The following is a 14,775-nucleotide window of genomic DNA, read 5'->3' as shown; positions in this document are numbered from 1 at the left end:
GGTGACCGATCGAACAGGGTCTGACCGTCGGCTCGCCGTCGAGGTCTGGATCGTCCTCGGCCTGTCCCTGGGTGCCTCCGGCGTCTACGCGCTCGTCAGCCTGATTCGCAAGGCGACCGAGCCGGGCGGGCTGCGCGACCAGACCGCGACCCTCAACAGCTCGCAGGACACCCGAGAGGTCTTCGACTTCGTCTACCAGGTGCTGGGCATCGGGTTCGCGCTCGTCCCGGTCGCCCTCGCGATCTACCTGCTGTCGCAGGACCGGGTCAAGGAAGGCGTCGGCAAGCGTCTCGGCCTCGACACGAGGCGTCCCGGCTTCGACCTCGGCTGGGGCGCCGCGTTGTTCCTCGCGATCGGCGTGCCGGGCCTCGCGTTCTACGGCCTCGGGCGCCTGCTGGGCATCACGGCCGAGATCATCCCGGCGCCCGACATCGCGTACTGGTGGACCGTGCCCGTGCTGATCCTGGCGGCGATGCAGAACGCGATCCTCGAGGAGGTCGTGGTCGTCGGCTACCTGATGACCCGGCTCAAGGGCTTCGGCTGGTCGACCTGGACCGTCATCGGGGCCGCCGCGGCGCTGCGCGGCAGCTACCACCTCTACCAGGGCGTCGGGCCGGGGCTCGGCAACTTCGTCATGGGGCTCGTCTTCGGGTACTGGTTCCACCGGACCCGACGGGTCCTGCCACTCGTCATCGCCCACACGCTGCTCGACGTGGTGGCCTTCGTGGGATACCTGCTCTTCGGGGATGCGCTGGCGCTGTCGTGAAGATCTCGTACGACGAAGCGCTCCCGATCACGGCACGCCACGACGACATCGCCGAGGCGATCCGCGACCACCAAGTCGTGGTCGTCGCGGGTGAGACCGGGTCGGGCAAGACGACGCAGCTGCCCAAGATCGCCTTCGAGCTCGGGCGCCGGACCATCGCGCACACACAGCCGCGGCGCATCGCCGCGCGCTCCGTCGCCAAGCGCATCGCGGACGAGTGCGAGGTCGAGCTCGGCGCCGAGGTCGGCTACGCCGTCCGGTTCGACGACCAGACGAGCGACGCCACGGCCATCCGCCTCGTCACCGATGGTCTCCTGCTCGCCGAGCTGCAGCGGGACCGCAGGCTGTCGCGCTACGACACGATCATCATCGACGAGGCCCACGAGAGGTCGCTGTCGATCGACTTCCTGCTGGGCTACCTCAAGCAGCTGCTCCCCCGTCGGCCCGACCTCAAGGTCGTCATCACGTCGGCGACGATCGACGTCGAGCGGTTCGCGGAGATGTTCGACGCACCCGTGATCGAGGTCAGCGGTCGGACGTACCCGGTCGAGGTCCGCTACCGACCGCTCGCGGAGTCGGACGCCGGAGACATGCTCGAGGGCATCGCCGAGGCGGTCTCGGAGCTCCCCAGCGACGGCGACATCCTCGTGTTCATGTCCGGCGAGCGGGAGATCCGCGACGCAGCGGACTTCCTGGCCGGGCGGAAGTACCCGCACACCGAGATCCTCCCGCTGTACGGCCGCCTCGCCGCTGCCGACCAGCAGAAGATCTTCAGCAGCCACGGCGGACGGCGCATCGTGCTGGCGACCAACGTCGCCGAGACCTCGTTGACGGTCCCGGGCATCCGGTACGTCATCGACCCCGGATTCGCGCGCATCTCGCGGTTCAGCCAGCGGCTCAAGGTCCAGCGCCTGCCGATCGAGCCGATCTCGCGGGCGAGCGCGTCACAGCGAGCTGGCCGGTGCGGCCGTGTCGCCGACGGCATCTGCATCCGGCTGTACTCCGAGGAGGACCACGACGGCCGACCGGAGTTCACCGATCCCGAGATCCAGCGCACCAATCTCGCCTCGGTGCTGCTGCAGATGGCCTCGCTCGACCTCGGCTCGATCAAGGACTTCCCGTTCCTCGATCCGCCGGACTCGCGGGCGGTCAGCGACGGCCTGAACCTGCTCTACGAGCTCGGCGCGATGCAGGGCGACCGGCTCACCAAGATCGGTCGACGGATGTCGACGCTGCCCACCGATCCTCGCCTGGCTCGCATGCTGCTCGCGGCCGACCGGCTGGGGTGCCTGGCCGACGTGCTGGTCATCGTCTCGGCGATGTCGATCCAGGACCCCCGTGAGCGTCCCCTCGAGCACCAGCAGGCCGCCGACGAGAAGCACCAGCGGTTCCGTGAGCCCGACTCGGACTTCCTGTCGTACCTGACCCTCTGGAGGTACATCCGCAAGCAACGTGACGAGCTGTCGAGCTCGGCGTTCCGGCGGCTGTGCCGTGACGAGTACCTCCACTACCTGCGCATCCGCGAGTGGCACGACGTCCACTCGCAGCTGCGGCGCACGGCCAAGGAGCTCGGGCTGCAGCCCGGCTCGGCCGGCAGCGACCCCGACCGCGTGCACCAGGCCCTGCTGTCCGGGCTCCTGTCGCACGTCGGGCTCCGCGATCCCGACGGCCGCGAGTTCCTCGGTGCGCGGCAGGCGAAGTTCATGATCTTCCCGGGCTCGGGACTGGCCAAGAAGCCACCACGGATGGTCATGGTCGGCGAGCTGGTCGAGACCAGCCGTCTCTGGGGACGGACGGCCGCCAAGATCCAGCCCGAGTGGGTCGAGGAGGCGGGCGAGCACCTGGTCAACCGGTCCTACAGCGAACCGCACTGGTCGAGTCGACGCGGAGCGGTGATGGCCCGCGAGAAGGTCCTCCTGTTCGGCATCCCGTTGATCGCCGACCGGCTGGTCCAGTTCGGCCGGATCGACCCCGTGGTCTCCCGCGACCTGTTCATCAGGCACGCCCTGGTCCAAGGTGAGTGGCGCACGCACCATGCGTTCTACGCCGCCAACAAGCGGATGATCGAGGGTGTCGAGGAGCTCGAGGAGCGGTTGCGCCGCCGTGACCTGCGGGTCGACGACGAGACCTTGTTCGCGTTCTACGACCAGAGGATCCCGGACCACGTGGTCTCCACGCGGCACTTCGACTCCTGGTGGAAGCAGGCCAAGCGGGAGCAGCCCGATCTCCTGACGTTCGACCCGGCGATGCTGAGCCACGCCTCGATCGACGCCGAGGACGAGTTCCCCCGGGAGTGGCACTCCGACGGCGAGTCGTTTCCCCTGACGTACGCGTTCGAGCCCGGCATGAGCGACGACGGCGTCACGGTCGACCTCCCTCTCGAGCGCCTCATGACCGTCGACGACCGTGCCTTCGACTGGCACGTGCCGGGGCACCGGGTCGAGCTGGTGACCGAGCTGATCCGATCGCTCCCGAAGCGGTTGCGACGCGAGTTCGTGCCTGCGGGACAGTTCGCTCCACGCCTGGTCGAGTCGATGGACCTGTCGGCCACTGACCTGAGCGAGGAGCTCGCGCGACAGATGCGCCTGCTCAACGGTACGGTCGTGTCGCCCGAGGACTTCGACTTCGACGCCCTGCCGCCGCACCTGCGGGTCACGTTCAGGGTCACGGACGGCGGTGCGGAGCTGGCGCGCGGCAAGGACCTGGCCGACCTTCGCCGCGAGCTCGCGAGCCACGTACGCGCCGACCTCACGAAGGTGGCGCGCCAGGAGGAGCGGTCAGGCCTGCGCACGTGGGACGTCGGCACGATCGAGCAGGCGATCTCCGCCGGTCAGGCGACCGGCTACCCCGCACTCGTCGACGAGGGCGCGTCGGTGGCGCTGCGGGTGCTCGACACGGCAGCGGAGCAGGCCGTCGCGATGGTCAAGGGCCAGGCGCGGCTGTTGTCGTTCTCGCTGCCGACCCCGGTCCCCCAGATCGGCCGCTCTCTCGACCTGCACGCCAAGCTCCTGCTGTCGACGGGACCGCACCCCGACGCGGCGGCCGTCATCGAGGAGTGCTGGCTCGCCGCGATCGAGACCCTCGTCGTGCGGCACGGAGGCCCCGTGTGGGACGAGGTCATGTTCGGGCTGCTGCACGAGACCGTACGGGCCGAGGCGTACGACGAGACGGAGCAGGCCGTCCGCACCGTGATCGACGTGCTGCGGGCCCTGGGCGAGGTGACCCCGACCCCGGCGACCGAGGCGGGCGAGGACGTACGCGTGCAGCTGTCCTGGCTGGTCTATCCCGGCTTCGTCCGCGACGCCGGGACCACCCAGCTGCGCCGCCTCCCGCTCTACCTGCAGGCCGCCCGGCGCCGCCTCGATGCTCCGTTGACCGACGACCTGCTCGCGACACAAGAGCTCGAGGCGCGGTTCCACGAACGTACGGCCACGCTGTCCACGTGGGCACGGCTCTCCCCCGACGTGCAGCACGTGCGGTGGGCGCTCGAGGAGCTGCGGCTGAGCCTCTTGGCGCAGAACCTGAGGACGGCGTTCCCGGTGTCGGTCAAGCGGGTCACCGCCCTGGTCGACGCGCTCTAGCCGGTGATGCCCAGCCCGCCTGCCGCGTTCGTCGCGATCACGAAGCCGATGATGCCCAGGATGCAGGCGAGGTTCGTCCGGCTGTTGCGCACCATCCACCCGTTGATCCGCTTCAGGACGGGTTCCACCCGGTGGGCTGCGGCAACGCGTGCGGCGAGCAGCAGCAGGGCCGGCAGGATCATGACCATGCAGTAGCCGGCCAGCGTCAGCAGGATGACCGGCCAGGACAGGTCCGCCGTGCCGATGAGACCGATCGCGCCGAGGTAGGGAACCATCGACCCGGCCTCGATCAGGGCCGCGGTGACGGCCAGCAGCATCAGGCCGGTGGCAGTGCCCTCGTCGCCCACCGCGCGCCGGCGCCAACGATCGAGCCGGCCCGGCTCCTCCGTGCGTGGCGAGGTGTGCATCCTGATCGCGAGCAGCACCATGGCGATCCCGACGACCAGGAGCACGACCTGGACCGCCGTGACCTCGAGCAGGTCGGTCAGATGGTCGGCGTACGCCGCCACGCCGGCTGTCAAGGCCACCCCTAGCGCGAGGTAGAACAGCGCAACCGTCGCCAGGAACAGCACGACCCGGCCGGCGCGGAGCCGACCGGGTGCGAGCATGAGCCAGATCGGGATCAACAGGGTCCCGAAGCTCGTGCTGTCGATCAGGGCCAGGACGGCGAGCGTGCCGAGCAGTGCCAGCGTCATGACCCGAGCCCATCAGGTGCCGGATGTCCGGCGCATCGGCCGCGGGTCGAAGGACCGTTGGCCGAAGGTAGGGGGTGTCCGGCGCTCAGACCCCGAGCAGGTCGATGACGAAGACGAGCGTCTTGCCGGACAGCCGGTGCCCTCCACCGGCCGGCCCGTACGCCAGCTCGGGCGGGCAGACCAGCTGACGTCGACCGCCGACCTTCATGCCCGGGATGCCCTGCTGCCACGCGGCGATGAGCTGCGGGAGCGGGAACTTCGCCGACTGGCCACGGTCCCAGGACGAGTCGAACTGCTCGCCGGTGTCGAACTCGACGCCGACGTAGTGCACGTCGACGAGTCCACCAGGAACGGCCTCGGGGCCGTCGCCGACGACGAGGTCCTTGATCTGGAGCTCGGTGGGCGCGGGTCCCTCGATGAAGTCAACTTCAGGCTTTTCAGTCATGGGTCCGATCCTGTCACATGGGCTCGCTGCCACAATGGCCCCATGCGCGCCACCGTTCTCCACGCCCCTCGTGACATCCGGCTCGACGACGTACCTGACCCGCAGCTCCGCGACGACGGCGACGCGATCGTGCGCGTCGTGGCGTCTTGCGTGTGCGGGTCCGACCTCTGGCCCTACCGCGGCATCAACGAGGTCCCCGGTCCGATGCGGATCGGGCACGAGTTCGTCGGGATCATCGAGGAGGTCGGCGCGGAGGTGTCCTCGCTGCGGGCCGGCGACTTCGTCATCGCCCCGTTCGTCTACTCCGACAACACGTGCAAGCTGTGCGAGCGCGGCATCCACACCTCCTGTGTCAACGGTGGGTTCTGGGGCGTCGACGACCGCGCCGGCAGGACGGTCGACGGCGGTCAGGGCGAGCTCGTCCGGGTGCCGCTGGCCGACGGCACGCTGGTGGCCCTGGCTGAGCAGCCCAGCCAGGAGCTCGTGGCCCATCTGCTGACCCTGTCCGACGTGTTCCCGACAGGACACCATGCCGCGCTGCTCGCCGGCGTACGGCCGGGCAGCACGGTCGCGGTGGTCGGTGACGGCGCCGTCGGCCTGTCCGCCGTCCTGGCGGCGAAGCGGCTCGGGGCCGGCCGGATCGTGGCGATGTCCCGGCACGAGGACCGCCAGCGACTCGCCACCGGCTTCGGCGCCGACGAGGTCGTGGCCACCCGCGGCAAGGAGGGGGCCGCCGAGGTCCGCGAGATGTTCGACGGGATCGGCGCCGACCACGTGCTGGAGTGCGTCGGCACCAAGGAGAGCATGGCCCAGGCCATGCAGTGTGCGCGGCCGGGCGGACGCGTGGGATTCGTCGGCGTGCCGCACGGCGTCGAGATCGACGTCCGCAGCATGTTCTACCGCAACCTGGGCGTTGCAGGCGGCGTGGCGCCGGCCCGGGCCTACATCGACGAGCTGCTGCCAGACGTGCTGAGCGGCACCGTCACGCCCGGCGACGTCTTCGACCTCACGGTGCCGCTCGACCAGGTCGCGGACGGCTATCGCGCGATGGACGAGCGTACGGCCGTCAAGGCGATGCTGACGGTCTGAACGGCTCGGTCGCCACCACGGCGTCGGTGTTGAGCGGTCCGTAGACGTGCGGGAACGGCATCGGCTCGCCCTCGACGGGGTCGAGCTGCCAGGGAGCCGTCAGGAGCTCGGTGTCGATCGTCAGCAGCAGCAACGGGCTCGTCACGTGCCGGTAGAACCGGTCGGCCACGCCGGCGACCTGCTCGGCCTGCGAGCAGTGGATGAATCCGACGTCGCCCAGCTCGAGCCCGAGCGTCGACACGGTGTAGGCACCGGCGGCCGAGGCTGCGGTCCAGGCCTCCTCGGTGGCGAGGTGGAAGATCCTCACGGGATCTGCTCGGCGGCGTCGTTGAGCCGGGCGAGGCTGCGGGCGAACGCGCTGATGTCGTCGGGTGTCCACTCCGAGAGGATCGTCGCCATCCGGGCGTGAGCACCCTTGCGGTAGGCCTCGACCTTGTCGCGAGCCTCCGGCTCGGCGACCAGGAGCTGCGCCCGGCCGTCGTCGGGGTCGGGGACGCGGCTGACCAGGCCGAGCTTCTCGAGGGACGACACCGCCCGACTGGCGGTCGACTTGTGTACCCCCAGGCCCTCAGCGAGGTCCGTGCCGCGGATGCCGTCGGGTGCGTCGCAGATCGCGATCAGGAACAGGAACATCCCGTAGTCGAGCGACGGGTGGATCTCCGGCAGCTGACGCAGCGAGCGGGCCCGGACCCGGCGGATGAACCGGGTCAGCTCGTACTCGACGTCGACGTCGGCCGGCAGGTCACCGGTCATCGCGTGGTCATCCGCTCACAGCGCTCGCTCATACGAGAACCCTATAGAAGGCCCCGCGGGCGCGTCGGTGCCTTTGGCGTTCGCCGGGCTCAGCGCAGCTCTGAGGACGTCAGGTTGAGGAGGCGCCTCGCCACGATGAGCTGCTGGATCTGCTGCGTGCCCTCGAAGATGTCGAGGATCTTGGAGTCCCTCGACCACTTCTCCACCAGCTCGGTCTCGCTGTAGCCCAACGTGCCGACGAGCTCGACGCAGCGCAGGGTGATCTGGTTACCCACGCGCCCGGCCTTCGCCTTGGCCATCGAGGCCTCCATCGAGTTGGGCTTGCGGTTGTCGGCGAGCCACGCGGCCTCGAGGGTCAGCAGCAAGGCTGCCTCCCAGTCGGCCTCCATCGCGATGAACGTCGCCGCCGCGTACGACTGGGACTGCGCGGGGCGGTCGTAGTCGATCACGACGCCGGCGTCCTCGAGCAGGCGGCGGGTGTCCTCGAGCGCGGCGCGAGCGCAGCCCACCGCCATGCCCGCGACGAGCGGCCGCGTGTTGTCGAACGTCGCCATGGCTCCGGCGAAGCCCTGCTTCGTGTCGATCTCCGGGTTGCCCAGCAAGTTCTCCGCCGGCACCCGGCAGTTGTCGAGCACGATGACGGCCGTGTCCGACGAGCGGATGCCGAGCTTGTGCTCGAGTCGCTCGACCCGGATGCCGGGCAGGCTCTTGGGCACGAGGAACGACTTGATGGCTGCCCGGCCAAGGCTCTTGTCGAGCGTCGCCCACACCACGACCGAGTCAGCCCGGTCGCCGGCGGTCACGAAGATCTTCTCGCCGTTTAGCACGTACGCGTCGCCGTCCTTGACGGCCGTGGTCGTGACCGCGGCGGAGTCGGAGCCGAAGCTCGGCTCGGTGATCGCCATCGCCGCCCACGTGCCCTTGAACCGCTCGAGCTGCTCGTCGTTGGCGACCGAGGCGATCGCGGAGTTGCCGAGGCCCTGGCGGGGCATCGACAGCAGCAGGCCCACGTCGGCCCAGCACATCTCGATGATCGAGAGCACCGAGGACATGTTGGTGCCGTTCTTGACCTTGCTGCCCTTGGCGTCATCGGCCTCGTCACGGCGTACGCCGGCTGCACCGGCACCCTGGCCCTGCCCGGAGTCGCCCATGCCGTCGACCAGCGAGGCGAGGAGGTCGAGCTCCTTGGGGTAGGCGTGCTCGGAGAGGTCGTACTTGCGGGAGTTGGCGCGCAGGAACTCCTCGGCGACCTGGTGGGCCTGCTTGATGAAGGGGCGGAACTTGCGGGGAGTCTCGAGATTGATCATGAGTGGTTCCGTCCTCAGACGAGGACTGCTCCTTCCATCAGGCCGATGGCCCGCAGGTCGCGGTACCACCGTTCGACCGGGTGCTCCTTGACGAAGCCGTGACCGCCGAGCAGCTGGACGCCGTCGGTGCCGATCTTCATGCCGTACTCGGCCGTGAGACGGCGGGCGAGGGCGACCTCACGGGCGAAGTCGAGGCCCTGCTCGGCGCGGGAGGCGGCTCGCAGCGTCGTCAGGCGCATGCCCTCGAGCTCGATCGCGATGTCGGCGACCATGAACGCCACCGCCTGGCGGTGCGCGATCGGCTCGCCGAATGCCGTGCGGGTCTTGACGTACTCGGAGACGTAGTCGAGCACCGCGCGGGCGGCGCCCAGGGCCAGACCGGCCCAGGCGAGCCGCGACAGGCGTACGCACTCGCGGTAGTCCTCGGCGGTGCCGTCGCCCAGGATCGCGTCCTCGCCGACCTCCACGTCGGTCAGGACGAGCCGGCTGAGACCGGCAGCGCGCAGGCCCATGCTCGGGTCGGCCTCGATCGTGACGCCCTGGACGCTGGACTCCAGCAGCACCAGTGCCGGCCCACGGCCCTCGACGTCGACAGCGACGACGAACAGCTCGGCCTCGGCGCCGCGCACGACGGCGGACTTCACGCCGTTCAGCCGGTATCCGGTGTCGGTCCTGACCGCGGTCGTCTGGAGCTCGAACGGGTCGAACAGGGGGCGCGGCTCCGCGACGGCCAGGGCCGCTGCCGGGATGTCGTCACCGGCGAACGCCGGGAGGTAGGTCTGCTGCTGCGCGTCCGAGCCCCAAAGCGAGATCGCCGTGGCGACCGCGGCCGGCGCAAGGCAGGCGACGGCCTGTCCCATGTCGCCCTCGGCGAGCGCCTCGGCGACCAGCACGCCGGTCACGGCGGAGCGGTCCTCCGACAGCCCGCCCAGGCTCTCCGGGATGTTGAGCAGGGTGAGGCCGAACTCGCTGGTCTGGGCGAGGACCTCCTTGGGTGTGTCGTTGGCCGACTCAGCAGTTTCGGCGCCCGGCCGGAGCACCTCCTCGGCGAACTCCTTGATGACGCCGACGATCATCTGCTGGTCCTCGGTCGGCTCGAGGTCGAAGATGCCGCTGTCGGACGTACGGGCGAGGCGCTTCGGGGCGCCCGTGCCCTTGACCCGCTTGAAGGTGCGACCGGTGGCGCCGGCGACGCGGAAGCCGCTCTTGGCCCCTTGGTAGACGGCCTTCTCGGTCGTCTTGCGCAGCTTGAGCTTGTCGATGGTCGGCGAGCTGGCGATGCGGTTGAGCACCGCCAGGCCGATGCCCATGGGATCTCGGCGACTGGCCACAGGAACTCCTCGATGGTGTATCCACTGAAGGACCGGGTTGGACTGAGTTGCCCACCACTGGTGCCAACTGTAACTCTGAGTTGCAGTTTGACATACCAATGGTATCCGACCTCACATCGCAGGACCAGCAGTTGCCGCGTGTCGACGCCTCGGTAGCCTTGACCAGTCCTGAGCGAAGGAGCCCAGACCCGTGCCTGTTTCCCAGTCCAGACCGCTGCCCGAAGGCGGATCCGTGCGTCCCATCACCCGGTGGGGCACGCCTGTCATGCACCGAGAGCTCAAGGACGTCACGGTCTTCGACGACGAGCTCGAGACGCTGGTCAAGGACATGGTGGCCACGATGTACGCCGCCAAGGGGGTCGGGCTCGCCGCGAACCAGGTCGGCGTCGACCTCAAGGTGTTCGTCTTCGACTGCCCGGACGACGACAACAACCAGATCACCGGGGTCGTCTGCAACCCGGTGCTGCACCTGCCCGAGGGCAAGGAGCGCAACCTCGAGGACGAGGACGAGGGCTGCCTGTCGCTGCCCGGCGCCTTCACCGGCTGCGCCCGCCCCGACCGCGCGCACGTCACCGGGGTCGACCACAAGGGTGAGCCCGTCGAGTTCGTCGGCGACGGCCTGCTGGCCCGCTGCCTGCAGCACGAGACGGATCACCTGTTCGGCACGGTCTTCGGCGACCGGCTGCCGGAGCGCGCCCGCAAGAAGCTCCACAAGCAGCACCAGGAGCTCGCGGAGCACTACCCCGACGACTGGCCCGTCACGATCCTGGTCGACGACCCGGTCATCGAGCGCTGACCCACCCCGAGCGGTGGATCCACCACCTTTCCCGCGTCGGCGGTGGATCCTGCACCTTCTCCCGCGTCAGCGGTGGATCCGCAACCTTTTCCCGCGTCAGCGGTGGATCCGCAACCGAACAGCCGCCCATACGGTTGCCGATCCACCGCTCGACCGGCTGTTCATGGACTGGGCGGCGGCCGCCAGACCTCAGCGCTGACGCAGCTCCCAGCAGGCGACGGCGACTGACGAGGCGACGTTCAGGGAGTCGATCCCGGCGGCCATGGGGATCGTCACCCGGTGATCGGCCGACTTCTCCCAGTGCGGGCTGAGTCCGTGGCCCTCCGAGCCCACGATCAGGGCGAGTCGCTCGACATCGTGTGCCACCTCGTCGAGGGCCACCGAGTCGTCGGCCAGCGTCATGGCGTACGTCGTGAAGCCCGCCTCCCGGAGCAGGTCCGGCGCGCCGTACCAGTCGTCCACCCGGGCGTACGGCAGCCAGAACACCGAGCCCATCGACACCTTGATCGCGCGACGGTAGAGCGGGTCGGCGCAGCGCGGCGAGAGCAGCACGGCGTCGAACCCGAGCGCGGCGGCGGCCCTGAAGGCTCCGCCGACGTTGGTGTGATCGGCCAGGTCCTCCATCACGACGACACGCCGGGCGTTCGCCAGCACCTCGGCGGGCGGCTTCAGCTCGGGACGCTCGAGCGCGGCGAGCGCCCCACGGTGGACGTGGAAGCCCGTGAGCGTCTCGATCGCCTTGTCGTCCAGCACGAAGCACGGCACGTCCGTGGCGTCGAGCAGGTCGGAGAGGCCCTCGAGCCATCGCGGCGACATCAGGAACGACCGAGCCCGGTGTCCGGACTCGATGGCCCGGCGCACGACCTTCTCGCCCTCGGCGAGGAACAGCCCGCGATCGGCCTCGAGCCGCAGCCTCAGCTGGACGTCACGCAGGTCGACGTAATCGCGGAGTCGGGGATCCTCGAGGTCGTCCAGTCGTACGATCTCGGCCACCGGGCTAGCCTAACGAGCATGAGCCTTGACCGTCCCGTGACACCCGATCCCTACCCACTCCTCCCGGCCACCGCCACGTTCTCCGTGACGAGCGCCGACGTGACCGATGGCCAGCCGCTCAAGGACGACCAGGTCAACGAGCACGGCGACACCTCGCCGCAGCTGTCGTGGTCCGGCGCCCCCGAGGGCACCAAGTCGTACGTCGTGACGTGCTTCGACCCGGACGCGCCGATCGTCTCCGGGTTCTGGCACTGGGTCGCGGTCGACATCCCGGCCGACGTGACCGAGCTTGCCACCGGCGCCGGGGCGTCCGACGACTCCCTGCCGGGCAGCGCCTTCCACGTACGCAACGACGGTGGCGGACTCAGCTTCATGGGCGCCGCTCCCCCGGCCGGCGACCAGGTGCACCGCTACTACTTCGTGGTCCACGCCGTCGGCGAGGACAGCCTCGGCGTCGACTCCTCGGCGTCGCCGGCCGTCGTGGGGTTCAACCTCGCTTTCAAGACGCTGGGCCGCGCGATCATCCACGGCACCTACCAGCACTGAGCCGACGCACGACAGCAGAACGCCCCCGGACCGTCGGTCCGGGGCGTTCTCGCGGGTCAGGCCTTGGGTGGCTCGGGCGCAGGCGGCGCGGGCGGCGGAGGCGTACCGGTCTCGGGCTGGGCCGGAGCCTGGCCGGCGCTCGGCGAGGCCGGGCTCTCGGCTGCCTTGGCGGCGTCCAGAGCCTCCTGGACGGCGTCCGCGGTGTCCTGCTCCTCGGGTGAGTCGTCCTGGATCGGCGCGTCGAAGTCGACGCGGGTCTTGTTGCCACCGCCGTCGACCGGGATCTTGCCGACCGTTCCGCCGAGGGTGCCCAGCGCCTTGGTGAGCTCGGCCGGGATGATCCACGTCGTGGCGTTGTCGCCCTCGGCGATCTTCGGCAGCATCTGGAGGTACTGGTAGGACAGCAGCTTCTGGTCGGGGTTGCCGTCGTGGATCGCCTGGAAGACGGTCTGGATGGCCTGCGCCTCACCCTGCGACCGCAGGATCTGCGCCTGGCGATCCGCCTGGGCGGTCAGGATCTGCGCCTGGCGCTGGCCCTCGGCCGTCAGGATGGCCGACTGCTTCTCGCCCTCGGCGGTCAGGATCGCGGACTGCCGCTCGCCCTCGGCCGTGAGGATCGCCGCGCGCTTGTTGCGCTCGGCGCGCATCTGCTGCTCCATCGCATCGATGATGGTCGGCGGCGGGTCGATGCCCTTGAGCTCGACGCGGTTGACACGGATCCCCCACTTGCCGGTCGCGCTGTCGAGCTCCCCGCGCAGCCCGGCGTTGATCTGGTCGCGGCTGGTCAGCGCGTGCTCGAGCGTCATGCCACCGGTGATGTTGCGCAGCGTGGTCATGGTGAGCTGCTCGATCGCCTGGATGTAGTTGGCGATCTCGTACGTCGCGGCGACCGGGTCGGTGACCTGGAAGTAGATGACGGTGTCGATCGACACGACGAGGTTGTCCTCGGTGATGACCGGCTGCGGCGGGAACGACACAACCTGCTCACGCAGGTCGATGACGTAGCGCACCTTGTCGATGAACGGCATCACGATGTTGAGGCCGGCCGACAGGGTCGTGCGGTACTTGCCGAAACGCTCGACGATGCCGGCCCGCGCCTGGGGGACGATCTTGACCGTCATCGACACGACGACGATCGCCAGGACGGCGAGCAGGATGAGCACGATCAGTGCTGGGGACATCAGGACTCCTTGATGGTGACGACGGCGGTGGCGCCGTCGATCCGGGTGACGAGGACTTCGGTGCCGGTCTCGAACAGGTGGTGCTCCTCGGCCGAACGTGCCGACCACACCTCACCGGCCAGCTGGATCCGGCCGTTGCGCTTGTCGACCGGCTCGAGCACGACGCCCGATCGGCCGACGAGGGCCTCGTGACCCGTCGTCAGGGTCGGGCCGGCGTGCAGCCGGGCGACGACCGGAGGGCGTACGAAGTAGAGGAAGCCGACCGACACCACGGCGAACACGGCGATGGCGAGCCACAGGGGCGCGCCGAACCCGCTTGCGACGGCCGCCGCGACGGCGCCGAGGGCGAACATCAGCAGCACGAGGTCGAGGCTGAAGATCTCGACCACCGCCAGCACCACGGCGACGCCCAACCAGCTGGCAGCCGGATGGTCCTGAATCCAATCGATCATGCGGTCTCCCCTGTGTCGTCTCTGCGTTCTGCGCGATGGCCGTATGCCGCCCGGCGCGCGGAGAAGCGGCCAGCCTCGTGCTGGAGCTGGATGCGCGACCCGAAGGTCGCACTGAGTGTCTCGGCGGTCAGCGTCGACTCGATCGGCCCCTGGGCCACCACCTTGCCATCTCGGAGCATGAGCACGTGGGTGAATCCGACCGGAATCTCCTCGACGTGGTGCGACACCATGACCAGCACCGGTGCGTCGTCGGCGTGCGACAGCACCTCGAGGCTCGCCATCAGGTCCTCACGGGCGCCGAGGTCGAGACCTGCGGCCGGCTCGTCGAGCAGCAGCAGCTCGGGATCGGTCATCAACGCACGGGCGATCAGGACGCGCTTGCGCTCTCCCTCCGAGAGCGTCCCGAACGTCCGGTTGGCCAGCGCGGCGATGCCCATCTCACCCATCATCTGGGTCGCGCGACGGTAGTCCTCCTCGTCGTACGTCTCCTGCCACCGGCCCATCACGGCGTGCGCCGCCGACACGATCGTGTTGCCCACCGACTCGGTCGGCGGGATGAGGTCGGCAACGGCCGTGCTGGTGTGACCGATGCGCGTGCGCAGCTCGAAGACGTCGACCTTGCCGAGCTTGCTGCCGAGGATCCGCACCTTGCCCCTGGTGGGGTGCATCGCCGCGCTGATGATCTGCAGCAGGGTCGTCTTGCCGGCGCCGTTGGGTCCGAGGACGACCCAGCGCTCCCCCTCCTCGGCAGTCCAGCTGATGTCCTCCAGCAGGATCTTGCCGGGCCGCACGACACTCACCTTCGAGAGCTCAAAAGCCGCAGGCATGCACCCTCCTGGT

At 69.5% G+C, this 14,775-nt stretch carries 15 protein-coding genes; 5 read left to right on the top strand and 10 right to left on the bottom strand.

Going from position 1 to position 14,775, the window contains the following annotated elements; translation table 11 throughout:
- The first annotated feature begins 1 nt into the window (after position 1).
- Complete coding sequence (locus AB0N22_RS04190) at positions 2 to 766, top strand: CPBP family intramembrane glutamic endopeptidase (RefSeq protein WP_364636469.1); 765 nt, start codon at positions 2 to 4, stop codon at positions 764 to 766.
- Positions 763 to 4,347, top strand: a complete 3,585-nt coding sequence (gene hrpA, locus AB0N22_RS04185; protein WP_364636467.1) for an ATP-dependent RNA helicase HrpA — start codon at positions 763 to 765, stop codon at positions 4,345 to 4,347. Before AB0N22_RS04190 ends, hrpA begins: the two co-directional genes overlap by 4 nt.
- Here the strand turns inward: hrpA and AB0N22_RS04180 are convergent.
- Positions 4,344 to 5,042, bottom strand: a complete 699-nt coding sequence (locus tag AB0N22_RS04180; protein WP_364636465.1) for a GAP family protein — start codon at positions 5,040 to 5,042, stop codon at positions 4,344 to 4,346. The genes hrpA and AB0N22_RS04180 overlap by 4 nt on opposite strands.
- 85 nt (positions 5,043 to 5,127) lie before the next feature.
- Positions 5,128 to 5,487, bottom strand: a complete 360-nt coding sequence (locus AB0N22_RS04175) for an FKBP-type peptidyl-prolyl cis-trans isomerase (protein WP_364636463.1) — start codon at positions 5,485 to 5,487, stop codon at positions 5,128 to 5,130.
- 42 nt (positions 5,488 to 5,529) lie between these two features.
- Here AB0N22_RS04175 and AB0N22_RS04170 point away from each other — a divergent pair, with 42 nt between their 5' ends.
- Positions 5,530 to 6,576 (top strand): zinc-dependent alcohol dehydrogenase family protein, encoded by a 1,047-nt coding sequence (locus AB0N22_RS04170; protein ID WP_364636461.1) that lies wholly within the window; start codon positions 5,530 to 5,532, stop codon positions 6,574 to 6,576.
- Here the strand turns inward: AB0N22_RS04170 and AB0N22_RS04165 are convergent.
- The 4 genes from AB0N22_RS04165 to AB0N22_RS04150 form a co-directional block, all read right to left on the bottom strand.
- Positions 6,554 to 6,883: a DUF952 domain-containing protein gene (locus tag AB0N22_RS04165; RefSeq protein ID WP_364636459.1), complete on the bottom strand. Its 330-nt coding sequence runs from the start codon at positions 6,881 to 6,883 to the stop codon at positions 6,554 to 6,556. The genes AB0N22_RS04170 and AB0N22_RS04165 overlap by 23 nt on opposite strands.
- Positions 6,880 to 7,329, bottom strand: coding sequence for a MarR family winged helix-turn-helix transcriptional regulator (locus AB0N22_RS04160; protein WP_364636457.1), 450 nt, complete (start codon positions 7,327 to 7,329; stop codon positions 6,880 to 6,882). The genes AB0N22_RS04165 and AB0N22_RS04160 overlap by 4 nt, the downstream gene beginning before the upstream one ends.
- Before the next feature lie 89 nt (positions 7,330 to 7,418).
- Positions 7,419 to 8,636 (bottom strand): acyl-CoA dehydrogenase family protein, encoded by a 1,218-nt coding sequence (locus AB0N22_RS04155; protein WP_364636455.1) that lies wholly within the window; start codon positions 8,634 to 8,636, stop codon positions 7,419 to 7,421.
- Between the two features lie 14 nt (positions 8,637 to 8,650).
- A complete protein-coding gene (locus tag AB0N22_RS04150) occupies positions 8,651 to 9,967 on the bottom strand; it encodes an acyl-CoA dehydrogenase family protein (protein WP_364636453.1) in 1,317 nt (438 codons plus the stop codon).
- A 232-nt stretch (positions 9,968 to 10,199) separates the two neighbouring features.
- On the opposite strand from AB0N22_RS04150, the gene def reads away from it, so the two are divergent.
- On the top strand, positions 10,200 to 10,763 hold the full coding sequence (gene def, locus AB0N22_RS04145) for a peptide deformylase (RefSeq protein WP_364636451.1): 564 nt from the start codon (positions 10,200 to 10,202) through the stop codon (positions 10,761 to 10,763).
- A 189-nt stretch (positions 10,764 to 10,952) separates the two neighbouring features.
- Here the strand turns inward: def and AB0N22_RS04140 are convergent, their stop codons facing one another.
- Positions 10,953 to 11,756, bottom strand: coding sequence for an RNA methyltransferase (locus AB0N22_RS04140; RefSeq protein WP_364636449.1), 804 nt, complete (start codon positions 11,754 to 11,756; stop codon positions 10,953 to 10,955).
- Positions 11,757 to 11,774: 18 nt separating this feature from the next.
- Here AB0N22_RS04140 and AB0N22_RS04135 point away from each other — a divergent pair, with 18 nt between their 5' ends.
- Positions 11,775 to 12,302 (top strand): YbhB/YbcL family Raf kinase inhibitor-like protein, encoded by a 528-nt coding sequence (locus AB0N22_RS04135; protein ID WP_364636447.1) that lies wholly within the window; start codon positions 11,775 to 11,777, stop codon positions 12,300 to 12,302.
- Positions 12,303 to 12,358: 56 nt separating this feature from the next.
- On the opposite strand, the gene AB0N22_RS04130 is transcribed toward AB0N22_RS04135, so the two are convergent.
- From AB0N22_RS04130 to AB0N22_RS04120, 3 genes are read right to left on the bottom strand one after another with little or no spacing between them, the layout of a single operon-like run.
- Positions 12,359 to 13,483, bottom strand: coding sequence for an SPFH domain-containing protein (locus AB0N22_RS04130; protein ID WP_364636445.1), 1,125 nt, complete (start codon positions 13,481 to 13,483; stop codon positions 12,359 to 12,361).
- A complete protein-coding gene (locus AB0N22_RS04125; protein WP_364636443.1) occupies positions 13,483 to 13,935 on the bottom strand; it encodes an NfeD family protein in 453 nt (150 codons plus the stop codon). Before AB0N22_RS04125 ends, AB0N22_RS04130 begins: the two co-directional genes overlap by 1 nt.
- Entirely contained in the window at positions 13,932 to 14,762 is an 831-nt protein-coding gene (locus tag AB0N22_RS04120; RefSeq protein ID WP_364636441.1) for an ABC transporter ATP-binding protein, read from the bottom strand. The genes AB0N22_RS04125 and AB0N22_RS04120 overlap by 4 nt, the downstream gene beginning before the upstream one ends.
- Between the last annotated feature and the right edge of the window lie 13 nt (positions 14,763 to 14,775).

The sequence above is a fragment of the Aeromicrobium sp. NPDC092404 genome, assembly GCF_040684095.1.
Classification (GTDB): domain Bacteria; phylum Actinomycetota; class Actinomycetes; order Propionibacteriales; family Nocardioidaceae; genus Aeromicrobium.
This window is presented reverse-complemented; position numbering and strand designations above follow the sequence as displayed.